Below are 22,759 nucleotides of genomic sequence, written 5' to 3'. Positions count from 1 at the left end.
CGAGAAATGCCCTTCACGACTTCTTTGCGATCCGCGCCGCCTTGTCCGCGTCGTACCACCAAATGAACGGGAAGCCGGACTGACCGTATTTGGGTAATTCCGCCGGCCGGCCGAACCGATCCCAGCGCGCGGTGCGCACCTTCGTATAAGTCCACTGCGGTACGACGTAGTGATTCCACAGCAGCACGCGGTCGAGTGCCTTGGTTGCCGCGACGAGATCGTCGCGACCCTTGGCGTAGATCACCCGCTCGATCAGCTTGTCGACCGCCGGATTCTTGATGCCGGTGATGTTGCGTGAACCGGCGATGTCAGCCGTCTTCGAGGACCAGAATTCGCGCTGCTCGTTACCCGGCGACTGCGACTCGCCCCAGGAGTTAGTGACGATGTCGAAATCCCACTCGCGCGTCCTGTTCTCGTACTGAGTGGGATCCACCGTCCGCACGCTGACAGCAATGCCGAGCCGTTCCAGCGACGGCTTGTAGAACAGCGTGATCCGCTCGAAGCTTGGATCCGAGTTCAGCAATTCAAGGGAGAACTGGGCGCCGGTCTTGACGTCGATCAGCTTGCGCTCGCGCACCTCGTAGCCAGCTTCCTTGAACAGGCGCAGCGCCTCGCGCAGATTGTCGCGAACGGCTTCCGGACTGCCGCCGACCGGGTTCGTGTAGGCCGTGGTGAAGACTTCGGGCGGGACCTCGGCGCGGACTGTCTCGAGGATCTCGAGCTCCTTGCCCTGCGGCAACCCGGTCGCCATCAGCTCATCGATGCCGTCGAAATAACTGCTGATGCGCTTGTACTGGCCGTAGAAGATCTGCTTGTTCATCTCCTCAAAGTCGAACGCGTAATTGAGCGCGCGTCGCACGCGCGGATCCTTAAACTTGGCGCGGCGCAGGTTCGGCACGAAGGCCTGCATGACGCCCGAGCTGCGATTGGCGAACTCCTCGAGGATCACGCGTTTTTCGGTGACGGCCGGGAAATCATAGGCTGTCGCCCAGTTCTTCGCGCTGTTCTCGGTGCGCCAATCGACCTGATCGGCCTTGAATGCCTCAATCGCCACGGTGGCGTCGCGGAAATACTCATAGCGCAGCTCGTCGAAATTATTGCGGCCCACATTGGCGGCGAGGTCGCGCCCCCAGTAATCCTTGACGCGCTCCAGCGCGATCGACCGCCCGGCAACGAATTCCTTGACCCGATAGGGGCCGGAACCTAGAGGCACTTCAAGCGTGGTGGCGGAGACATCGCGCTTGCGGCCCTGCGCATCCGTGCCCTCCCACCAATGCTTCGGCAGGACCGTGAGCTGCCCGACGATCTGCGGCAGTTCGCGGTTGCCCGGCGCGTCGAACACGAATTTTACCTCGCGCTCGCCGACCTTCTCGGCTTTCGTCACATGGCTGTAATAGGCCGAGTACTGCGGGTGGTGCTTCTTGAAGGAATCGAGCGAGAAGATCACGTCATCCGCGGTTACCGGCTTGCCGTCGTGCCATTTGGCTTGCGGCCGCAAGCGGTAAGTCACGAAGGAGAAATCATCCGGATGGCTGACGGCCTCGGCCAGCGCGCCGTACTCGGTCGAGACTTCGTCAAGCGAGGCCGTCGTGAGGGATTCGTAGATGAACGCCACGGCACCGGCGACTTGCCCCTTCACACCGGAGACGACGATGTTGAAATTGTCGAATGTGCCGACGGCGATCTGGCGCGCGACGCCGCCCTTGAGCGCTTCCGGATTGACGTAGTCGAAGCGCTTGAAATCCGCCGGGTATTTGATCTGTCCGAACAGCGACAGCGCGTGCCGCCAGGTGGGCTCGTTGGCGGATTGCGCGTGTGCCACGCCGACGCCGGAAAGGCCCCCTACGGAACCAAGGGCGGGGAGCGTTGCGGCAGCAGTGCCGGTGAGCAGGAGATCGCGTCGGGTAAGGGCCAAATCAACATTCCTGTCTTGAAGGAGGCTACTCCTTTAAGTTCCCAATATAGGCGAGGTTTCGACGGAATATGTTGCTTTTTCCTCATCTTGGAGGGCCAGCTGGCCGATCGCTGCGGCCAAACGCCCCGATAACAACGCCGCGAGGCCCGGATAAGCAAACGGCCAGGCTTTTCAGCCTGGCCGCGTACTAAGATCGAAGTCGATAGGCCTTACTTCGCCGCGGTCGGCAGCGGCTTCGGGCTGTCGGAGAGACTGTTCAGGTAAGCGATCACGTCGGCACGCTCGCTATCCTTCGGGATGCCAGCAAAGCCCATCGCGGTGCCCGGGACAGCTGCCTTGGGATTCGCGATGAACTTGTTGAGCGCATCGAAGTCCCAGGTGCCGCCCTTGGCCTTCATCGCGGCCGAGAAGTTGAAGCCGCCGCGGCCCTCGCCAACATGGTCGCCGACGACGCCATAGAGGTTCGGACCGACACGGTTCGGGCCGCCCTTCTCGAAGGTGTGGCAAGCGCCGCACTTCTTGGCAGCGGCGGCGCCCTTCTCGACCGAGGCGGTCTGGAGCAGCTTTTCGATCGGCTCGGCAGCCGCGGCGGCAGCGCCGCCTTCCTTGCCATGGCCGGCGTCTTCCTTCACGGCGATCTCGAAGCCCGGCTTCTCCGGCATCTTGGGCGAGAACAGCGCACTGGCGGTGAAGCTCGTCACCAGCAGAAGGAGACAGGTGCCGAGCACGGCACCGAGAATCTTGTTCAGTTCGAAAGAGTCCATTTCCGGCCAGGCCCCACACCGCAAGAAGGATCGAGCGGCCCAGTGCGGCCGCCAGGACGAGCCTCGGGGAATCAACGTTCCTTACTGTTTCCCCGAGTTTTGCCATTGAGATATCGGTTTGCCCGGGGTCTGGCAACCCGTATAAGCGAGCGGGCTTCACCCCCGTCCCCACCCCATTTCCCGGCGCGGAAAACGCCCCGTTTCCAGGCCCTTGAACCGATGATCGATCCCCGCATCCTGGTGCTGATTCCGGCCCGCATGGCCGCCACCCGCCTGCCCGGCAAGCCGCTAGCCGATATCGCGGGGCAGCCGATGATCGTGCACGTGATGCGCCGTGCCGAAGCGGCCGGGATAGGCCGGGTCGCGGTCGCAACCGACACCGCGGAGATCGCATCCGTCGTGACCGCCCATGGTGGCGAGGCCGTGATGACCCGCCCGGAGCATCCGTCCGGCTCCGACCGCATCCACGAGGCCATGCAGAAGCTCGATCCGGACGGCAAAGCCGAGATCGTGGTCAATCTGCAGGGCGATTTCCCGACCATCACGATCGACAACATCCGCGAGGTGTTGCCGCCGCTGCAAGACCCCGCCGTGGATATCGCAACGCTGGCGTCGCAGATCCACACCGAGGAGGAGGACCTCGCGCCGAGCGTCGTGAAGGCGATCGGAACCTCGCTCGGCGGCAGACGCATGCGCGCACTTTATTTCACCCGCGCAACCGCGCCGACCGGCGACGGACCGCGCTACCACCATATCGGTCTCTATGCCTATCGCCGTGCCGCGCTGGAGCGCTACGTCCGGCTTCCGCCGTCGCCGCTGGAATTGCAGGAGAAGCTCGAGCAGCTCCGGGCGCTCGAGGCCGGAATGCGCATCGACTTCACCATTGTCGATACCGTGCCCCGCGGGGTCGACACGCCGGCGGACCTGGAAACCGCCCGCAGCATCCTTTCCAAATCCTGAGCCGCTGTTACAAGGCCGAGCATGAGCAAGCTGAAAATCGCATTCCAGGGCGAGCCTGGGGCCAATTCGCACATCGCCATCGTCGAGGCCTATCCCGACGCCGAGCCGATGCCCTGCGCCACCTTCGAGGACGCCTTGTCGGCGATCTCGTCGGGCGAAGCCGATCTCGGCATGATTCCGATCGAGAATTCGGTCGCAGGCCGCGTCGCCGACATCCATCATTTGCTGCCGGCCTCCGGCCTCTTCATCATCGGCGAATGGTTTCTGCCGGTCCGGCATCAGCTGATGGCGGTGAAGGGGACCAGGCTCGAGGACATCAAGAGCGTCGAGAGCCACGTGCACGCGCTCGGCCAATGCCGGCGCATCATTCGCAAGCTTGGCATCAAGCCAATCGTGCACGCCGACACCGCCGGCAGCGCCCGCGACATTTCCGAGCGTAACGACAAGTCCGTCGCCGCGATCGCCTCGCGCCTCGCCGCGCAGATCTACGGCCTCGACATCCTCGCGGAGGACATCGAGGACGAGGCCCACAACACCACGCGCTTCGTGGTGCTCGCGCGCGAACCGAAATGGGCCGCACAGGGCTCCGGTCCGTTGGTCACGACTTTTGTGTTCCGGGTGCGCAATTTGCCCGCCGCGCTCTACAAGGCGCTCGGTGGCTTTGCCACCAACGGCGTCAACATGACCAAGCTCGAGAGCTATATGGTCGACGGCAATTTCTTCGCCACGCAGTTTTATGCCGACGTCGACGGCCACCCCGAGGACAAGGGCCTCGCTTTCGCGATCGAGGAGCTGAAATTCTTCTCACGCGAATTCCGCATCGTTGGCGTGTATCCGGGGCACCCGTTCCGCGCGACGATGGAATAGATTCGTGTCCCGGACGCGCGGAGCGCGAGCCGGAGCACCAGAGCCTTATCCGACCGCCTTAAGCCCGAACGCCTCCGCCAGCAGCGAATATGATTTCTTTCGTGCCCCGTGATCGTACACGGCGGTAATCACCATCAACTCGTCCGGCTTGCTCGCATCGATCAACGGCTGCAGCGTCTTCTGCACGGTTGCCCGGCTGCCGACGAACAGACGGGAACGGTTGCGCCGCATCGAGGCGCGCTCCGAGTCGGTATAGGGATAGGCCAGCGCCTCTTCGACGCTCGGCAACGGAAGATACTGGCCGCGGTCCCGGCGCAGGCGGTTGAGGTCGAAAGACGCGGCGAGCTTTTCGGCTTCGTCATCCGTGTCGGCCGCAATGACGGCGACCGCGAGGATCGCGCGCGGGCTCGCACTCCAGGCCGAGGGCTGAAAACGATTGCGATAATGCACCATCGCATCGATCGCATCGTGGGACGCAAAATGATGGGCGAATGCGAACCCCATGCCGATTTGCGCGGCGAGCTCCGACGAATAATCGCTGGAGCCGAGCAGCCAGATCGGCGGCAACGGCGTATCGTCGGGCATCGCAACGACGTTGTGATAGGGATGGCCCGAGGGGAATTCCCGGGTCTGCCACAGGATCAATTCGTGCAGCCGCTCGAGGAAATCGTCGCCTTCGCGACGGTCGAGCCGGCTGCGCAGCGCATAGGCCGTGGCGCCGTCGGTGCCAGGGGCGCGGCCGAGGCCGAGATCGATGCGGCCCGGAAACAGCGCCTCCAGCATCTTGAAGCGCTCGGCCACGACCAGCGGCGCGTGATTGGGCAGCATCACGCCACCGGAGCCGACGCGGATGTGCTTGGTCACCGCCGCGATCTGCCCGATCATCACGTCGGGCGCCGGGCTCGCGACGGAGGCGAGGTTGTGATGCTCGGCGAGCCAATAGCGGACATAGCCGAGCCCATCGACATGGCGCGCCAGGTCGATGCTGTTGCGCAGCGCCGCGGCGGGCTTTGTGCCGGTGGTGACGACGGAGAGGTCGAGGACTGAGAGCGGGATCATGGCGCGCTAACGTAGTGGAGGGCAGCGCGGCGGCAATGGGAGGGCGCGCAGATCTGACGTGCAGGCCAGGGCCCGCGCGCTCCGGACCCGCGCCGCGGCGTTGGGACAATAATCAATCTGGCAACATGAGTTTCATATTGCCCACTAAATATATTGCGCCAGTTAATCCGCAAGTTCTCCCTACTTGGCTGATATATTTATCTTTTTATACCAAACCGAGCTTCCCACTTCGATTCTAAATCACCGAATATTTTATGCCAACACCGCCAAAGTGGGCCACTTCCCATTACCGATGGGCTGTCGGATGCGGCCGCTTTGGCTTATCTTGGCCTTTCGCAATCTAGACCTGACCGCCGGCCGCCAACGACCCGGCGCGCCCTTGGAGAGTGAGTGGTGCCCATGACTGACGCGACAATGCCTGCCCACACCGGCGGGCAAGACGGGTACCTGAAGCGGCCTGCGATTTCCTTCGAGTTCTTTCCGCCCAAGACCGAAGATATGGAGCGCAATCTCTGGGACACCATCAACCGGCTGGCCCCGCTCGACCCGAAATTCGTCTCGGTGACCTATGGCGCCGGCGGCTCGACCCGTGAGCGGACCCACGCGACCATCTCGCGCATCCTGAAAGAAACCGCGCTGCTGCCGGCCGCGCATCTGACCTGCGTCGGCGCCTCCCGCGGGGAGATCGACGAGATCGTCGACCGCTATCACGAGGTCGGCGTCCGCCACATCGTGGCCTTGCGCGGCGATCCCCCGGGCGGCATCGGCACGGCCTATTCCAGCCATCCCGATGGCTACCAGAGCTCCGCCGACCTCGTCGCCGGCATCAAGAAGCGGCACGGCGATATCGAGGTGTCGGTCTCGGCGTACCCTGAGAAGCATCCCGAGGCGCGCGACTTCGACGATGACATCGACACGCTGCAGGCCAAGGTCGATGCAGGTGCGACCCGCGCGATCACGCAGGTGTTCTTCGATAACGACCTCTATTTCCGCTATCTCGACCGCGTGCGCGCGCGCGGGATCAACATCCCGATCGTGCCGGGCATCATGCCCATGCATAATTTCAAGCAGGCGAGAGCCTTCGTCACCCGCGCCGGCACCTCCGTGCCGGACTGGTTCGCCGCGAAATTCGAGGGGCTCGACGAAGACGCCGAGACCCGCAAGCTGGTGGCGGCGACCGTCGCGGCCGGCCAGGTGCAGAAGCTGGCCAAGCACGGCGTCGACACCTTCCATTTCTACACCATGAACCGCGCCGATCTCGTGTTCGCGATCAGCCATTTGCTCGGCATCCGCGCCAAGAGCGCGCAGAAGGCGGCTTAAGACACCATGACCGTATCCACCTCTCCCAAGCGAACCGCCCTGCTCAACGCCGCGCGCGAGCGCATTCTCGTGCTCGACGGCGCCATGGGCACGATGATCCAGAATCTCCAGTTCGACGAGGCCGCCTTCCGCGGCGAGCGATTCAAGAACTTCCATCGCGATTTGCGCGGCAACAACGACCTCTTGATCCTGACCCAACCGCAGGCGATCGAGGACATCCACGCCGCTTACTTGCGCGCCGGCGCCGACATCGTCGCGACCAACACCTTCTCCACGACCTCGATTGCCCAGGCCGATTACGATCTCGCCGACATCGTCTACGAGATGGCGCGAGAAGGCGCCCGCCTCGCCGGCAACGCCGCACGCCGCGTCGAGGCCGAGGACGGCAAGCCGCGCTTCGTCGCCGGCGCCATCGGACCGACCAACCGCACCGCCTCGATCTCGCCCGACGTGTCCAATCCCGGCTACCGCGCCGTCACGTTCGACGACCTGCGCAAATCCTATGGCGAGCAGATCAACGGCATGCTCGACGGCGGCGTCGATCTGCTGCTGGTCGAGACCATCTTCGACACGCTGAACGCCAAGGCGGCGCTGTACGCGATCGCCGAGATCACGGAAGAACGTGGCATCGACATGCCCGTGATGGTGTCGGGCACCATCACCGACAAGTCCGGCCGCCTGCTGTCCGGCCAGTTGCCGGAAGCGTTCTGGCATTCGGTCCAGCACGCCAAGCCCGTCACCATCGGCTTCAACTGCGCGCTCGGCGCGGAAGATCTGCGCGCGCATATCGCCGATATCGGCCGCGTCGCCGACACGCTTGTTTGCGCCTATCCCAATGCCGGCCTGCCCAACGAGTTCGGCCAGTATGACGAGACCCCGGAATACATGGCCCGCCTGGTCGGCGAGTTCGCGCGCGATGGCCTCGTCAACATCGTCGGCGGTTGCTGCGGCACCACGCCGGACCATATCGCGGCGATTGCGGCTGCGGTCGCGCCGCACAAGCCGCGCATCGTGCCGGAGATCGAACCTCGCTTGCGGCTCTCCGGCCTCGAGCCGTTCATCCTGACCGACGCCATTCCCTTCGTGAACGTCGGCGAGCGCACCAACGTCACCGGCTCCGCCCGCTTCCGCAAGCTGGTCACCGCCGGCGACTACACCGCCGCGCTGCAGGTCGCGCGCGACCAGGTCGAGAACGGCGCGCAGATCATCGACGTCAACATGGACGAGGGTCTTCTGGACTCGGAAGCGGCGATGGTGACCTTCCTCAACCTCGTCGCCGCCGAGCCCGACATTGCCCGCGTCCCCGTAATGGTCGACAGCTCGAAATTCTCCGTGATCGAGGCCGGCCTGAAATGCGTGCAGGGCAAGCCGGTCGTCAACTCGATCTCGATGAAGGAAGGCGAGGACAAGTTCATTCACGAGGCCAAGATCGCCCGCCGTCACGGCGCGGCTGTCGTGGTGATGGCGTTCGACGAGGTCGGCCAGGCCGACACGTTCGCCCGCAAGACCGAGATCTGCAAGCGCGCCTACGACATCCTGGTGAACCGCGTCGGCTTCCCGCCGGAAGACATCATCTTCGATCCCAATATTTTCGCGATCGCAACCGGCATCGAGGAGCACAACAATTACGGCGTCGACTTCATCGAAGCGACGCGCTGGATCCGCAAGAATCTGCCGGGCGCGCACATTTCTGGTGGTGTGTCCAATTTGTCGTTCTCGTTCCGCGGCAACGAGCCGGTGCGCGAGGCCATGCACTCGGTGTTCCTGTATCACGCCATCAAGGCCGGCATGGACATGGGCATCGTCAATGCCGGGCAGATGATCGTCTATGACGATATCGATCCCGAATTGCGCCAGGTGTGCGAGGACGTCATCCTCAACCGTGACCCCGGTGCGTCCGAGCGTCTGCTGGCGCTTGCGGAAAGATTCCGCGGCAACAAGACTCAGACCAAGGAAGCCGATCTCGCCTGGCGCGAATGGCCGGTGGCGAAGCGGCTGTCGCATTCGCTGGTGCACGGCATCACCGAGTTCATCGAGCAGGATACCGAAGAGGCCCGCAAGGCTTCGAAGCGCCCGCTCGACGTGATCGAGGGACCGCTGATGGCCGGCATGAATGTGGTCGGCGATCTCTTCGGTGACGGCAAGATGTTCCTGCCGCAGGTGGTGAAGTCGGCCCGCGTGATGAAGCAGGCTGTCGCCTGGCTGATGCCGTTCATGGAGGAGGAGAAGGCGCGCAATCTCGCCAACGGCATCGGCACGGAAGGCTCCTCGTCCGCCGGCAAGATCGTGCTCGCGACCGTCAAGGGCGACGTCCACGACATCGGCAAGAACATCGTCGGCATCGTGCTCCAGTGCAACAATTACGAGGTCATCGACCTCGGCGTGATGGTGCCCGCGGCCAAGATCGTCGAGACGGTGAAGGCGGAGAAGGCCGACATCGTCGGGCTGTCCGGCCTGATCACACCCTCGCTCGACGAGATGGCGTTCTTCGCCGCAGAATTGCAGCGCGAAGGCCTCAAGCTGCCGCTCTTGATCGGCGGCGCCACCACGAGCCGCGTGCATACCGCGGTCAAGATCGACCCGAGCTATCGCGCAGGCCCCGTGGTGCATGTCAACGACGCCAGCCGCGCCGTCGGTGTTGCGTCGGCGCTGCTGTCGCCCGAGAGGCGCGAGGCCTATGCCGCCGAAGTCCGCGCCGAATACGCAAAGATCTCGGACGCCCATATGCGCGCCCAGGCCGACAAGAAGCGGCTGAAGCTGGCGACCGCCCGCGCCAACCGCGTGCCGGTCGACTTCACCGCGAACAAGCCGGTGAAGCCGACCTTCCTCGGCACCCGAAGCTTTGACGACTACGATCTCGCCGAGCTGGTGCCCTATATCGACTGGACGCCGTTCTTCCAGACCTGGGAGCTCGCCGGGCGCTTCCCTGCCATCCTCGACGACGCCAAGGTCGGCGAAGTTGCGCGCTCGCTCTACGACGACGCGCGCAAGATGCTCGACCTGATCGTCAAGGAGAAATGGTTCCGCGCGCGCGCCACCGTCGGCTTCTGGCCGGCCAATGCGCAGGGCGACGACATCGTGCTCTATGCCGACGAGAGCCGGACCAGGACGATCGCGACGCTGCACACGCTGCGCCAGCAGCTCGAGAAGCGCGAGGGCCGTTTCAACGCGGCGCTGTCCGACTTCGTCGCGCCCGCCAACACCGGCGTGCCCGATTATGTCGGCGGCTTCGTCGTCACCGCCGGCATCGGCGAGGATGTGGTCGCCGACCGGTTCAAGATGGCCAATGACGACTACTCGTCGATCCTGTGCAAGGCGCTGGCCGACCGCCTGGCCGAAGCCTTCGCCGAGCGCATGCATGCCCGCGTCCGCCGCGAGTTCTGGGCCTATGCGCCGGACGAGGCGCTCTCGACCGACGAGTTGATCCTCGAAAAGTATCAGGGCATCCGTCCCGCCCCCGGCTATCCCGCGCAACCCGATCACACCGAGAAGGCCACGCTGTTCGAGCTGCTCGATGCCGAGAACACCGCCGGCGTGAAGCTGACCGAGAGCTATGCGATGTGGCCGGGCTCCTCCGTGTCGGGGCTCTATCTCGCCAATCCAGAGAGCTATTATTTCGGAGTCGGCAAGATCGAGCGCGATCAGGTCGAGGATTATGCTGCGCGCAAGGGCATGAGCGTCGCCGAGACCGAGCGCTGGCTCGCGCCGATTCTGAACTACATCCCGACGCGAGAGGGTGCGAGCGACAAGGGGGCGTTCACGGCAACGCCGGCGAACGACGAGACGTCGAAGGAGCTTGCGTCGCATCCGCCGGGCTGCACCTGCGCGGTGCACCTGGTCTGGCAGAAGAAGCGCGCGGGCGCGGGTTAGGCGCCCTCCAAACAGAAAATGAAAAATCAACCCCATGCACAGTAGGCATGGGGTTGAAAAAGCTCGATAATTTTTTCGGCGCTACCGAATGATTTTTTCGATATTACCGAAATCGCTTGCGGCGTCGGGCAAAACACCTGTAACATTCCATCATCGCCGACCGTGCCCGTTTGATACTCCCTCGCCAGTCGCCATCACGGCGCGTGCCACACGTTCGCTGTCGTCCTGGCGAAAGCCATCCATACCGGGTGATCCATTGGTGGTCATCGCAGGCAATACCGAACGACCAATCTTCGCCAAATGACCCGCTGGGGCAATGGGTCCTGGCTTTCGCCAGGACGACATTGGTGAAGCTATGCCTGGCATGTGCTGGGGCAACGCACAGCATCGAACGCAAAGCGCGTTCGCCGCGACCAATGGCGGTCGCCGCCGAAGCGCAGGGGAATCGGATGCTGAACGCCCAACAATTGATGTGGACACAGATTGCCGCCGGCATCGCCGTGCTGCTGTTTGGATTGACGCTGTTCAACCTGGTCCGCATGCGGGGCCGGATGGTGGCGGCGCGGAGCTGGGACAAGGTGGAGGGCATCATCACGGTCTCCCGGGTCGACCAGCCGACGGCGCATTCCTCGGACGATCGGAACGACGCCAAGCCCATCATCCGCTATCGCTATCAGGCCGGCGGCCAGGAGCTGGAAGGCGACAAGATCTTTGTCAGCGGCACCGTCATCACGACGAGGGTCCTGGCCGCAAAACTGACCGGACGCTATCCGGTCGGCGCCCATGTCGAGGTCCATGTCGATCCGAAGCAACCGACAGAGGCGCTGCTGGAGCCTGCCGCCGCGCAGAACGTCGCGGCCCTGGTGGCGTTCACAATGGTGTTCGGCGTCATCGCCGCCACCCTGACCGCGCATTCGTTCGCGGGCCACGTGCTCTACGCCGACAAGGGCGTCCCGCTGTTCGCGTTCGCGGTGCCGATCATCGTGCTCGTGGGCGGGGTGTTCCTCGCCGCCGATTATGTCCGGACGCGCCGGCTGGCGAGCGCCAGCCTGCGCTGGCCGACCGCGTCGGGCAGGGTCACCCATTGCGACGTGATCGAGGAAATCGTCGAGGAGAAGACCGAGCACGACAATCGACCAACGACTTCAAAGCTCGTCCACCGCTATCAGGTCGACCTGCGCTACGCCTACAGGGTCGGCAAGCGCGACTTCATCGGCACCGAAGTCGATTGGAACGGCACCATGATCTCCGGCCTGCGCGAGGTCGCCGAAGAGGCCGCGGCGAAATATCGGCCTGGGAAGAGCGTCCAGGTCTACTACGATCCGGACCAGCCCGAACAAGCCGTGCTGGAGCCTGCAAGCCGGGGAGGCGCGCTGGGGCCGCTGATCGGTGCCGCGGTCTGCGCGGTTGTCGGCGGCCTCTTCCTGACGATCCTGATCAAGGTCGGGTTCGCATAGCGGCGATCACCCCTTCGGCGGTGCCAGGGGCTGCACGATCTCCTTGAACGGCGCCAGCGCCTCGCACGCATCGGCATGCGCCGACAGCGCCGGATAGCGCGACGGCTCGAACAACTGCGGATGGGCCTCGCGGGTGAAGCGGACGACGCAGGCGACCACAATATCGGCGTGGCCGATGCGGTCACCCAGCCAGTACGGCGTGGTCACCTTGGCGCGCTCGGCCTCCAGCGCTTTCAGCACGTCCGCGATCTGCGCCTGGCAGCGCTCGACCCACAGCGTAAGCTGCTCCTTCCGCAGCACGCGTTCGTAGAGCAGGCTCACGGCCTTGTCGCCGAGGCCGGACGCGAGCGCGCAGATGCGCAAGTGACGCCGGCGCTCGGCGCCGGAGCGCGGCAGCATCGCCTTCTCCGGCCCGGCGAGCTCGTCGAGATAATCGAGGATGAACGTGCTCTCGATCAGCGCCTCGCCGTCGTCGAGCACCAGCGTCGGCACGCGGCGCAGCGGATTATAGGGCGCGATCTTGTCGGCGTCGCCGAAGGTCGACCACGGCCTGTGCTCGAAGGCGAGGCCGTAAAGCCGCAGCGCAATCGCGACGCGGCGGACGAAGGGGGAATCATATTGGCCGATCAGGAACATGGTTTTGCGCTCTTCTCTGGCTTTTGGACGAGGCAGGGCCGATCAGTTTCCACGGCAAGGCCGCAGTGGCGCAAGCAAAATCATGGAAGTGGAGCATTGCGCTGCATGCAACGGCGCCGCGACAGCGGCTGCCGGATGCGTTATCAAGGACGGCATCATGACAGCAACAATGGACATCAATCGGGAGCGGATCGCGGCGACCGAGGCCGTCATCCGTCCGCACATACGGCGCACGCCGCTCGTTGAGGCCGATCTCGCCGATTTTGGCCTGCCGGCTTCTCCCGTCACGTTCAAGCTCGAGATGCTGCAGCATTCCGGATCGTTCAAGGCGCGGGGTGCCTTCGCCAACCTGCTGTTGCGCCGGCTGCCGGAAGCCGGTGTCGTCGCCGCATCGGGCGGCAATCACGGCGCGGCGGTGGCGTATGCGGCGCAGCGGCTCGGCATCCCGGCCACGATTTTCGTGCCCGAGATCACCTCGCCGGCCAAAGCCGAGCGTATCAGAGGCTATGGCGCGAAACTCGTGATTGCGGGCAGCCGCTATGCCGACGCGCTCGCCGCAAGCGAAACCCATGTCGCGCAGACCGGCGCCATGGCGGTGCATGCCTACGACCAGGTCGAGACCTTGCTCGGTCAGGGCAGTGTCGGAATGGAGCTGGAGCAGGATGCACCGGGCATTGACACGGTGCTGGTTGCAGTCGGCGGCGGCGGCCTGATCGGTGGCATGGCGGCCTGGAGTGCCGGCAGGACGCGCATCGTCGCGGTCGAGCCGGAGCAGTCGCCAACGCTTCACGCCGCCTTCGCGGCAGGCGCGCCGATCGATGCGCCGGCGGGCGGCATCGCCGCCGATAGTCTCGCCCCGCGACGTGTCGGACAATTGATGTTTCCGATTGCGCGGGCCCATGTCGAGCGGGTCGTCCTGGTCGCCGACGACGCGATCAAGCAGGCGCAGTCGGCCTTGTGGTCGAGCCTGCGCCTGGTGGCCGAGCCCGGCGGCGCCGCCGCATTTGCCGCCTTGCTCTCCGGTCGCTATCGCCCCTCACCCGGCGAGCGGGTCGCGGTACTGGTTTGTGGCGCCAACACCAATGCGGTGAATTTCAACAGCTAGCGAGCTTCGCATGATCTGGAGCGCGTAGCCCGAATGAAAAGGGACGACGGTGCCACGCTCCGTCATTGCGAGCGCAGAGAAGCAATCCGGTATCTCTCGGCGGAAACAGACTGGATTGCTTCGTCGCAAGGGCTCCTTGCAATGACGGGTAGGAGGCAGCTCTGCACTATCCGATGATCGGCATATGCCTCGCCGCCGTCCGCGGCACCGTGCCATCGAGCCGCGGATCGTCGGCGATCTCAATCTGGCGGCGGAACGGGCGGAAGCCGAAGCGCTGATAGAACGCAACGGCCGACGGATGATCGAAGGTGCAGGTGTGCACCCAGACGCGGGACAAATCGCGTGACCATGCGATTTCAAGTGCATGGTTCATCATGAAGCGGGCGGCACCACTGCCGATCAGTTTTGCGGTGACGCCGAAATACACCAGCTCGCACTGGCCGGCCTCGCGAAAGTCCAGCTCCAGCAGGCCTTCATCGCGGCCGTCCACGACAAGCGTATAGACCTCGACGCCCGGCGCATGGATGACGGCAGCGAGCTCGGCATCGTTCATGCGCGCCCGCGAAAACCACAACCACTCCTCGCCGACGCGGCGATGGAGGTCGCGATACCAATGAAGCGCGGGGGTATCGACCTTGCGCAGGGTCCAAAGACCTGATGGAGCGCCGGGCGGATCGGCGCGGCGCGCGGGGCGCGCGGTCATCTCGAGATGGGTAACGACGGCGGCGATCTTGCCGGCGGGGATGTCGGAATAGCCGTCGGGGAGGATCATGGGATGCGTCCCTTTGAAGCTGAGCGCCGGCCACACATTCCGGGTCGGGGGGGGGGGGGGGGGGGGGGGGGGGGGGGGGGGGGGGGGGGGGGGGGGTGAGGGGGGGGGGGGGGGGGGGGGGGCCCCCCCCCCCCCCCCCCCGCCCCCCCCCCCCCCCCCCCCCCCCCGGCCCCCCCCCCCCCCCCCCCCCCCCCACGGCGGAGTTTGTGGATACGCCTCATTCACCGCGGCGTCAGCGTGATCGCCTCCGCCGCCGCCGCTTCGACCGCAGCGCGGCTGTAGAGCAGCGGCACATACTGGCCGGTCGCCCACAGCGGCGCGAGGTCGCGATAGTGGCCGCTGAAGGGATCGCCCGACTGGCCCGGCGTGTTGATGGTGCGGCTCGCATCCCAATTGCCGACGTCGAGCACCATGCGGAACGAGGCGCCGGCGAACAGCTGATAATCGGTGCGGCGGTAGGTGGCCGCGCGCGGCACATTGGCCGCGCCGCCGTAGGCCAGCGGACCGACCGAGAGCTGAGCGGCCGTCGCCTTGTCGGCAAGCGGCATCAGAGCATGGTCGAATTTTGCGACGTGCAGGCGGCCCCAGCGCCAGGTTGAGGAATCGGCCCCGAGCTTGGCCGTCACATCGGCCACCGCGGCGCCGAGGCTGTCGCGCAGGATCTGGTCGCGCGCGGCGGCGGGATCGGAGCCAAACGACGCGTCTGGAGATTCCAAGAAGGCAACAAGCGCCGAAATGCTCGACGCCTCGGGCGCGATCAGGTCGGCGGCCTTGGGCGCCGTGGTCTTCAACAGTACCGGTCCAAGATGATTGGCGATCCAGACCTCGAACACCGCAGCAGCGGCACTGTCGGCGGCATCACGGGCATTCCAGGGCTTGAGCAGTTCGAGGCCCTTCTTCACGTTGGCATCGTCCGAAGTGAGCGGCTGCAACAGCTTGACCAGCCGCCGGCCCAGCATCGTGGTGTCGTCGTTCTGCAGATCCATGGCATCGGCCAGCGTCACCTTGCTGTTGGCCTTCAGGACCTCGGTGATACGCTGCCAGCGCGCACTGTCCGCCCATTCGAAGCCGACCTTGCGCTCGCTGACGGGATAATCCGCCGGCAGGTTCATCTGGTTGGCGGTGGCGAGAAAGCCCTGCTTGGGCTGATAGGCCTTGGGCAGTTCGTCGAGCGAGAGAAAACCCTGCCATTCGTAGCGGCCGTCGCCGGGCACCGGCATCAGGCCATCATAGTTGGCGCGCCGCGGCGTCTTGCCGGCGGCGACCCAGCCGATATTGCCCTTGGTGTCCGCATAGACCTGATTCTCCGACGGCGCGCCCCAGCGCCGCATTGCGCCGAGGAATCCGTTCCAGTCCTTCGCGGTCATGTAGTCGGAGGAGCCGAAATAGGCCGAGGTGCCGGGCTCGAACCAGATCGAGCGCACGGCGAAGGCGCGCTTGTTGGCGTCATCGACATAGATCACCGGACCATGCCGGGTGAATTTCAGCTCGAGATCGCGATCGCTCTCGCCTTTCACCTGCTCTTTCTCGTGGACGATGCGCATGTCCTCCCAGCCAGTGCCATAGCGGTACTGGTTGGGATTCTCCGGATTGAGCTCGTAGACGTAGAGGTCTTCCTGGTCGACGTTGAAGATGGTGAGACCGAAGGCGATGGTGCCGTTGTGGCCGATTGAGATGCCGGGCAGCGCCGGCTCGCCCGCACCGATCACGGAGAGGCCGGGCGCATTGAGGCCGACGATGTAGCGCAGCGACGGCACGCTGTGCTCGCGATGCGGATCGTTGGCGAGGATCGGCCGTCCCGTCGCGGTCCGCGACGCCGCGATCACCCAATTGTTGGAGCCGATGGTGTCGCGTTGCTGGTCGGCCTCGGTGAGGTACTTGTCGGGATCGTGCGCGAGTGCGGCCTGGCGATCTTTCGGCGCGGCAAAGGCGACCGGACGCGTTGCCAGATCGTAAGGCGCCAGCACCGCCTTCGGCACGCTGCAGGGATCGAGACCATCGGGAATCTTCGTCGTCCAGGCCGGCTCGAGCTTGACGCGAAACCGATCGGCATCGAGGCCGGCCGCACAGGCGACCAACGAGCGCTTGACCTCGGAGGCGACATTGCGCGTCAGGCCGTGGCTGCGGATGCGGACGATGTCGTCCGCCGTCCACGGATCCGGCCTGGTACCGGCGATCCTGAATTCGATCGGCAGCGGGCGCTTGCCCGCGCGCACATCGGCGACATAGGCGTTGACCCCGGCGACGAATGCCTCCGCATAGGTCCTCCCCTTGGGGCCGTAAGCCGCCCATTCCGCATTCATATCGCCGCGATAGAGAAAGAGCCGCAGCGCCTTGTCCTGTTCGGCATAGGCCGGGCCGAAATCCTTAGCCAGCAGACCAAGTCCGCGCTTGCGCCAGAGATCGATCTGCCAGAGCCGGTCGCGCGCGGCGTTGAAGCCCTGCAGGAAAAACAGGTCGTGCTCATTGTCTGCATAGATGTGGGGGATGCCCCAGACATCGACCAGAATCTGCGCGGGAGCATTGAGACCGGCGACGTCGGTCTTGACCTGACGCGCGCTTCCGAGCGGGTCCGGCTTCTCACGCGCGAGGGAGGTCGAGGTGAGCAGCGCGGCGCAGATCGCGGCACCGCAGAGCTTTTGGACGACCCGGTTGAGATCCGTGTTCATTGTCGTTTCTCCCGTTTGTTGTTGTTTGGCGCGTCGTGCGCGCCCGTTATTCGCCCTCGTCGCTCGCGAGCACGCCCTTCACCGCCCTTGTCCATCCCGCAAGCTTCCGCTCGCGCGTCGCCTGGCTCATGTTGGGCTTGAAGCGGTGCTCCAGCCGCCAGTTATCGGCGAATTTGGTCGGCTCGGGATAGACGCCGGCCTCGAGGCCGGCAAGATAGGCGGCGCCAAGTGCCGTCGTCTCCTGGATCACGGGGCGATCGACCGGCGCATCGAGCAGGTCGGCGAGGCGCTGCATGGTCCAGTCGGATGCGGTCATGCCGCCATCGACGCGGAGCACGACGCTTGCCACCTCCGAGCTCGGCCAGTCGGCGCGCATTGCGGCCCAGAGATCAAAGGTCTGGTAGCAGACGCTTTCCAGGGCGGCGTGGGCAAGCTCGGCCGGGCCGGTGTTGCGGGTGAGGCCGAACAGGGCGCCGCGCACGCGCGGATTCCAGTACGGCGCGCCCATGCCGACGAAGGCCGGGACGAGATAGACGCTCTGCATGGAGTCCGACTGATCGGCGAGAGGTCCGGTCTCGGCGGCATGCTTGATGATGCCGAGGCCGTCGCGCAGCCACTGCACTGCCGAACCTGCGACGAAGATCGAGCCTTCGAGCGCATAGGTGCGCTTGCCCCCGAGCTGGTAGGCGATGGTGGTGAGCAGCTTGTTCTTCGAGGCCACGGGCGTGGTGCCGGTGTTGAGCAGGGCGAAGCAGCCGGTGCCGTAAGTCGATTTCATCATCCCCGGACGGAAGCAGGCCTGGCCGATGGTCGCGGCCTGCTGGTCGCCGGCGATGCCGCAGATCGCAATGGCGCCGCCGAACAAATCCGGCGTGCTCTCGCCGAAACGGGCGGAGGAATCCTTCACCTCGGGCAGCATCGAGCGCGGCACGCCGATGATCTCGAGCAGTTCGTCGTCCCACTGGCCGGTGTGGATGTTGAACAGCAGCGTGCGCGAGGCGTTGGTGGCGTCGGTGGCGTGGACCTTGCCGCCGGTGAGACGCCAAAGCAGATAGCAATCGACGGTGCCGAACATCAATTCGCCGCGCGCGGCGCGCGCCCGTGCGCCGGGGACGTGGTCGAGAATCCAGGCGACCTTGGTGCCGGAGAAATAGGGGTCGATGATCAGGCCGGTCTTCTGCGAGATCACGGGCTCGCGGCCGTCGGCTTTCAGCTTGGCGCAGATGTCGGCGGTGCGGCGGTCCTGCCAGACGATGGCGCGGTGCACGGCCTGCCCGGTGGCGCGGTCCCACACCACGGTGGTCTCGCGCTGGTTGGTGATGCCGATCGCGGCGATGTCCTTTGCGCCGATGCCGGCCTGCGCGATCGCGTCGCGGCAGACCGTCACGGTCGAGGTCCAGATGTCCTCGGGCTCGTGCTCGACCCAACCCGAGGCAGGGAAATGCTGCGGAAACTCGGCCTGCGCCTTCGCCGCAATGGAAATGTCGCCGCGAAACACGATCGCGCGCGAGGAGGTGGTGCCCTGGTCGATGGCGAGGACGAAAGACATGGAAGCAAACCTTGGGGTTTCTTTGGCGTTTTCCCGGCGTTGTCCGGTGAGGGGCTATTGTGTTTCGCCAAAGGGAGCGGATTAGGGCGGGAAGGTCAAGACGGCTGTCCTCCCACCCTCCCCCTGGAGGGCAGGGTGGGCTCGCATGCAGCGAAGCGGAACGCGAACCGGGACGGGGTGACAGACTATCCGCGAAGTTGGTGCTTCGAATTCTGAGCAGCAGCCGTCTCGTCGACGCAAGCGATACCGCCTTTGCGGCTTCACCCCACCCCGCCTCGCGTTGCGCTCTGGGCAACACGAAGCGCCCCTCTCCTCTAGCGGAGGATAAGTGAAGCGCGCCCGGCGCACCATTGCAAGTAGAGCAGAAGTTACGCCGCCGCCGTCGTCACGCCGCCGTCGATGACGATGGTCTGTCCGGTCATGAAGCTCGACGCGTCGGAGGCGAGGTAGGCCACTGCGCCTGCGATTTCGTCGGGTTCGCCGATGCGGCGGAGCGGGGTGGTGGCGGTGCGGCGCTTTAGATTCGCTTCGTCTTCCCACAGCGCGCGGGCGAAGTCGGTCTTGACGAGGCCGGGCGCGATGCAGTTGACGCGGACGCCTTTCGGGCCCCATTCGCCGGCGAGCGAACGACACAGCGCGAAGTCGGCGGCTTTCGAGATGCCGTAGGCGCCGATCACGGTCGAACCGCGCAAGCCCCCGATCGAGGAGATGATGACGACGGAGCCGTTGCCGCGCTCCGCCATTTGCGGGATCGCCAGCGCGGAGAGCCAGATGTTGCTCTTGACGTTCGAGCCCATGATCTTGTCGAAGGCCTCGTCGGTGATGTCGAGCAGCGGACCGTAATACGGGTTGACCGCGGCGTTGCAGACGAGGATGTCGATCTTGCCATAGTGCTTGGTCGCACCCGCGATCAGCGCCTCGACCTCCTGCTTGCGCGCGATGTTGCAGGGGATGACGGTGGCCTCGCCGCCGGCCGCCTTGATGCCGTCGGCGACTGCCTTGCAGGCGTCGGCCTTGCGCGAGGAGACCACCACTTTGGCGCCGAGCTTTGCGAGCAGCTCGGCGGAGGAGCGGCCGATGCCGCGGCTGGAGCCGGTGACCACGGCGACCTTGCCGGTGAGATCGAACGGGGTGTTCTTCATTGTTATTGCTCCGTTGAGCCCGCTTATTCAGACGTCATCGCCCGGCTTGACCGGGCGATCCAGTATTCCAGAGACGGCTCGGCTAGAACCGAGAAGCCGCAGCGTACTGGATCCCCCGCCTGCGCGGGGGATGACAGCGACCTTGTAGCTAGATCAACCCGCCACCGTCCGCCACGCGGCGCTGGTGGTAGTCGGTGTCGCCGAACGAGTTCTCGATCATGGTCAGGCGCTTGAAGTAATGGCCGATCTTCGCCTCCATGGTCATGCCGATGCCGCCGTGGAGCTGGATCGCCTGCTGTCCCACGAACTTCAGCGACTTGCCGATCTGCACCTTGGCCGCGGCAATAGCGTTGCTGCGCTCCTTGGCATCCTGGAAATCGCCCGCCATGGTCGCGAACATCGACATCGATCGCGCCTGCTCGGTGGCGACGAACATGTCAGAGGCGCGGTGCTGCAGCGACTGGAACGAGCCGATCGGCACCCCGAACTGCTTGCGCGTCTTGATGTACTCGACCGTGGTCTTCAGCGACTCATCCATCAGGCCGACCGCTTCGGCGCAGAGCGCGATGCGGGCTTCGTCGACCACACGCTCGATCAGCGCGAGCGAGTCGTCGGGATTGCCGAGCGCCGCATCGGCACCGATTTCGACGCCGGTGAAGGTGATGTCGGCGGCGTGCAGGCCGTCCTGGGTCGGGTACGACTTCTTGGCGACGCCCTTGGCGTCGGCCGGCACCAGGAACACGCCGATGCCGCTCTTGTCGCGGCGCTCGCCCCTGGTGCGCGCGGTGACGATGAGGGTATCTGCATTCTCGCCGTTGAGCACGACGAACTTCTCGCCGTCGATGACCCAACCGTCGCCCTTCTTCTTCGCCGTCGTGGTGACGTCGAAGAGATCGTAGCGCGAGTTCTTCTCGAGCTGGGCAAAGGCGAGCGTCTTGCTGCCGTCTACGATACCGGGCACATGCGCGGCCTTCTGCGCATCGCTGCCCGCATGGCGCAGGAAGCCGCCGCCGATCACGACGGTTGCGAGGTAAGGCTCGAGCACCAGTGCCTTGCCGAGCGCCTCCATCACGATCATGGTCTCGACGCCGCCGCCGCCGAAGCCGCCATCGGCCTCCGCGAAGGGCAGACCGAGCAGGCCCTGCTCGGCGAGCTTGCCCCAGACCGCTTTGCTCCAGCCGCCCTTCTCCTTCATGTACTTCTTGCGGCTCTCGAAATCGTAGGAATCGCTCAACAGGCCGTCGATGCTTTCCTTGAGAAGCCGTTGCTCCTCGTTCAGATCAAAATCCATGTTCTTTGCTCTCCGGTATCGATTTCGTCATGCCCGGTCTTGTGCCGGGCATCCACGTTCTTTCGTGGCGCTAGGCGTGGATGGCCGGGTCAGGCCCGGCCATGACGGTGAGTGCGTGTTGATGGTGTACGATCAAAGCCCCAGCACCGCCTTGGCGATGATGTTGCGCTGGATCTCGTTGGAGCCGCCGTAGATCGAGACCTTGCGGTTGTTGAAATAGCTCGGCGCGATCTGGGCGGTCCAGTCCATGGCTTCGTTCGAGCCGTCGTCGCCGTGCACGTCATAGGGTGCCGCGAACGGGCCGATCACCTCCATCAGCAGCTCGGTGGTGGTCTGCTGGATCTCGGAGCCCTTGATCTTCAGCACCGAGGAAGCCGGATTGGGCTTGCCTTTGCCGTGCTTGCCTTCGTCGGCGACGACGCGGAGCTGGGTGAGTTCGAGCGCCTTGAGCTCGATCTCGCAGGCCGCGAGCTTGTCGCGGAAGGCCGCGTCCTGAATGATCGGCTTGCCGCCGGATTCGACCTTGGAGGCGAGATCGCGGATGCGGCGGAGCCGCTCCTTGGAGACGCCGACCCGCGCGATGCCGGTGCGCTCATTGCCGAGCAGGAATTTCGCGTAATCCCAGCCCTTGTTCTCCTCGCCGATCAGGTTCTCGATGGGCACTTCGACGTCGTCGAAGAACACCTCGTTGACCTCGGCGCCGCCGTCGATGGTCTGGATCGGGCGCACCGTGACGCCCTTCGACTTCATCGAGAACACGATGAAGGAGATGCCCATCTGCTTCTTGGCGGACGGGTCGGTGCGGCAGAGGCAGAAGATCATGTCGGCGTGCTGGGCGAGCGTGGTCCAGGTCTTCTGGCCGTTGATGATCCACTTGTCGCCCTTGCGCTCGGCCTTCGTCTTCAGCGAGGCGAGGTCGGAGCCGGAGCCGGGCTCGGAGAAGCCCTGGCACCACCAGTCGTCGACATTGGCGATGCGCGGCAGATACTGCTTCTTCTGCTCTTCATTGCCGAAGGTGTAGATGACGGGACCCACCATGCTGACGCCGAAGGCGAGCGGCTGCGGCGCCGGATAGGACTGCAGCTCCTCGTTGAAGATATAGTGCTGCACGGAGGTCCAGCCGGTGCCGCCATATTGCTTGGGCCAGTGGCTGACGCCCCAGCCCTTCTTGTTGAGGATGCGCCACCACGTCACCATCTCGTCCTTCGAGAGGTGGCGGCCCTCGACCAGCTTGCGCCGCGTATCCGGCGGCACGTTGTCGCGGAAGAATGACCGCACTTCCTCGCGAAACGCCTGCTCTTCTTTCGTGAATGCGAGATCCATCGGATCCTCCTGTGAATGTGTCGTCCCGGCGAAGGCCGGGACCCATAACCACCGGCCTTC

Annotated in this window: 16 protein-coding genes; 6 read left to right on the top strand and 10 right to left on the bottom strand. The window is 64.9% G+C overall.

Annotated elements, in window-relative coordinates:
• Positions 1–13: 13 nt before the first annotated feature.
• Positions 14–1,915, bottom strand: coding sequence for an extracellular solute-binding protein (locus AC0L23_RS03410; RefSeq protein ID WP_085351724.1), 1,902 nt, complete (start codon positions 1,913–1,915; stop codon positions 14–16).
• 209 nt (positions 1,916–2,124) lie between these two features.
• Positions 2,125–2,679, bottom strand: a complete 555-nt coding sequence (locus AC0L23_RS03405; RefSeq protein WP_018454698.1) for a c-type cytochrome — start codon at positions 2,677–2,679, stop codon at positions 2,125–2,127.
• Between the two features lie 219 nt (positions 2,680–2,898).
• On the opposite strand from AC0L23_RS03405, the gene AC0L23_RS03400 reads away from it, so the two are divergent.
• Together AC0L23_RS03400 and AC0L23_RS03395 are read left to right on the top strand one after the other, a co-directional pair.
• The gene (locus AC0L23_RS03400) at positions 2,899–3,639 is read left to right on the top strand and encodes a 3-deoxy-manno-octulosonate cytidylyltransferase (protein ID WP_018454699.1); all 741 of its coding nucleotides are present in this window, start codon (positions 2,899–2,901) and stop codon (positions 3,637–3,639) included.
• A 21-nt stretch (positions 3,640–3,660) separates the two neighbouring features.
• Entirely contained in the window at positions 3,661–4,506 is an 846-nt protein-coding gene (locus AC0L23_RS03395; protein ID WP_085351723.1) for a prephenate dehydratase, read from the top strand.
• A gap of 45 nt (positions 4,507–4,551) precedes the next feature.
• On the opposite strand, the gene AC0L23_RS03390 is transcribed toward AC0L23_RS03395, so the two are convergent.
• Positions 4,552–5,565 carry an LLM class flavin-dependent oxidoreductase gene (locus AC0L23_RS03390; RefSeq protein WP_085351722.1) on the bottom strand — a complete coding sequence of 338 codons (1,014 nt, stop codon included), beginning with the start codon at positions 5,563–5,565 and terminating at the stop codon, positions 4,552–4,554.
• A gap of 399 nt (positions 5,566–5,964) precedes the next feature.
• On the opposite strand from AC0L23_RS03390, the gene metF reads away from it, so the two are divergent.
• The 3 genes from metF to AC0L23_RS03375 all read left to right on the top strand — a co-directional run bounded on the left by metF (position 5,965) and on the right by AC0L23_RS03375 (position 12,212).
• The gene (gene metF / locus AC0L23_RS03385; protein ID WP_085351721.1) at positions 5,965–6,885 is read left to right on the top strand and encodes a methylenetetrahydrofolate reductase [NAD(P)H]; all 921 of its coding nucleotides are present in this window, start codon (positions 5,965–5,967) and stop codon (positions 6,883–6,885) included.
• A 6-nt stretch (positions 6,886–6,891) separates the two neighbouring features.
• The gene (metH, locus tag AC0L23_RS03380) at positions 6,892–10,755 is read left to right on the top strand and encodes a methionine synthase (RefSeq protein WP_085361626.1); all 3,864 of its coding nucleotides are present in this window, start codon (positions 6,892–6,894) and stop codon (positions 10,753–10,755) included.
• Positions 10,756–11,204: 449 nt separating this feature from the next.
• Positions 11,205–12,212 (top strand): DUF3592 domain-containing protein, encoded by a 1,008-nt coding sequence (locus AC0L23_RS03375; RefSeq protein ID WP_085351836.1) that lies wholly within the window; start codon positions 11,205–11,207, stop codon positions 12,210–12,212.
• 6 nt (positions 12,213–12,218) lie between these two features.
• On the opposite strand, the gene AC0L23_RS03370 is transcribed toward AC0L23_RS03375, so the two are convergent.
• Positions 12,219–12,848: a glutathione S-transferase family protein gene (locus tag AC0L23_RS03370; protein WP_085361627.1), complete on the bottom strand. Its 630-nt coding sequence runs from the start codon at positions 12,846–12,848 to the stop codon at positions 12,219–12,221.
• A 157-nt stretch (positions 12,849–13,005) separates the two neighbouring features.
• On the opposite strand from AC0L23_RS03370, the gene AC0L23_RS03365 reads away from it, so the two are divergent.
• Positions 13,006–13,953, top strand: a complete 948-nt coding sequence (locus tag AC0L23_RS03365) for a threonine/serine dehydratase (RefSeq protein ID WP_085385090.1) — start codon at positions 13,006–13,008, stop codon at positions 13,951–13,953.
• Between the two features lie 166 nt (positions 13,954–14,119).
• Here the strand turns inward: AC0L23_RS03365 and AC0L23_RS03360 are convergent, their stop codons facing one another.
• The 6 genes from AC0L23_RS03360 to pimC form a co-directional block, all read right to left on the bottom strand.
• Positions 14,120–14,725 (bottom strand): GNAT family N-acetyltransferase, encoded by a 606-nt coding sequence (locus AC0L23_RS03360; RefSeq protein WP_085361676.1) that lies wholly within the window; start codon positions 14,723–14,725, stop codon positions 14,120–14,122.
• Between the two features lie 221 nt (positions 14,726–14,946).
• Entirely contained in the window at positions 14,947–17,394 is a 2,448-nt protein-coding gene (locus AC0L23_RS03355) for a penicillin acylase family protein (RefSeq protein ID WP_085361629.1), read from the bottom strand.
• Between the two features lie 46 nt (positions 17,395–17,440).
• Positions 17,441–18,943, bottom strand: coding sequence for a glycerol kinase GlpK (glpK, locus tag AC0L23_RS03350; RefSeq protein ID WP_018454709.1), 1,503 nt, complete (start codon positions 18,941–18,943; stop codon positions 17,441–17,443).
• Positions 18,944–19,311: 368 nt separating this feature from the next.
• Complete coding sequence (locus tag AC0L23_RS03345) at positions 19,312–20,085, bottom strand: SDR family NAD(P)-dependent oxidoreductase (protein WP_085361630.1); 774 nt, start codon at positions 20,083–20,085, stop codon at positions 19,312–19,314.
• Between the two features lie 148 nt (positions 20,086–20,233).
• Entirely contained in the window at positions 20,234–21,376 is a 1,143-nt protein-coding gene (gene pimD / locus AC0L23_RS03340; RefSeq protein ID WP_085361631.1) for a pimeloyl-CoA dehydrogenase small subunit, read from the bottom strand.
• A gap of 132 nt (positions 21,377–21,508) precedes the next feature.
• On the bottom strand, positions 21,509–22,699 hold the full coding sequence (gene pimC, locus AC0L23_RS03335; protein WP_018454712.1) for a pimeloyl-CoA dehydrogenase large subunit: 1,191 nt from the start codon (positions 22,697–22,699) through the stop codon (positions 21,509–21,511).
• Positions 22,700–22,759: the final 60 nt, after the last annotated feature.

This window comes from Bradyrhizobium sp. MI1.4 (genome assembly GCF_055811315.1).
The sequence above is the reverse complement of the archived record's forward strand: the minus strand, read 5'-3'. Positions and strand labels throughout refer to the sequence as shown.

Coding starts and splice junctions, on each gene's coding strand:
- AC0L23_RS03370 (WP_085361627.1), bottom strand. CDS start 12,848: ATGTTCCTGATCGGCCAATATGATTCCCCCTTCGTCCGCCGCGTCGCG.
- metF (WP_085351721.1), top strand. CDS start 5,965: ATGACTGACGCGACAATGCCTGCCCACACCGGCGGGCAAGACGGGTAC.
- pimD (WP_085361631.1), bottom strand. CDS start 21,376: ATGGATTTTGATCTGAACGAGGAGCAACGGCTTCTCAAGGAAAGCATC.
- AC0L23_RS03395 (WP_085351723.1), top strand. CDS start 3,661: ATGAGCAAGCTGAAAATCGCATTCCAGGGCGAGCCTGGGGCCAATTCG.
- AC0L23_RS03355 (WP_085361629.1), bottom strand. CDS start 17,394: ATGAACACGGATCTCAACCGGGTCGTCCAAAAGCTCTGCGGTGCCGCG.
- AC0L23_RS03345 (WP_085361630.1), bottom strand. CDS start 20,085: ATGAAGAACACCCCGTTCGATCTCACCGGCAAGGTCGCCGTGGTCACC.
- AC0L23_RS03390 (WP_085351722.1), bottom strand. CDS start 5,565: ATGATCCCGCTCTCAGTCCTCGACCTCTCCGTCGTCACCACCGGCACA.
- AC0L23_RS03365 (WP_085385090.1), top strand. CDS start 13,006: ATGACAGCAACAATGGACATCAATCGGGAGCGGATCGCGGCGACCGAG.
- pimC (WP_018454712.1), bottom strand. CDS start 22,699: ATGGATCTCGCATTCACGAAAGAAGAGCAGGCGTTTCGCGAGGAAGTG.
- glpK (WP_018454709.1), bottom strand. CDS start 18,943: ATGTCTTTCGTCCTCGCCATCGACCAGGGCACCACCTCCTCGCGCGCG.
- AC0L23_RS03360 (WP_085361676.1), bottom strand. CDS start 14,725: ATGATCCTCCCCGACGGCTATTCCGACATCCCCGCCGGCAAGATCGCC.
- AC0L23_RS03400 (WP_018454699.1), top strand. CDS start 2,899: ATGATCGATCCCCGCATCCTGGTGCTGATTCCGGCCCGCATGGCCGCC.
- metH (WP_085361626.1), top strand. CDS start 6,892: ATGACCGTATCCACCTCTCCCAAGCGAACCGCCCTGCTCAACGCCGCG.
- AC0L23_RS03405 (WP_018454698.1), bottom strand. CDS start 2,679: ATGGACTCTTTCGAACTGAACAAGATTCTCGGTGCCGTGCTCGGCACC.
- AC0L23_RS03375 (WP_085351836.1), top strand. CDS start 11,205: ATGCTGAACGCCCAACAATTGATGTGGACACAGATTGCCGCCGGCATC.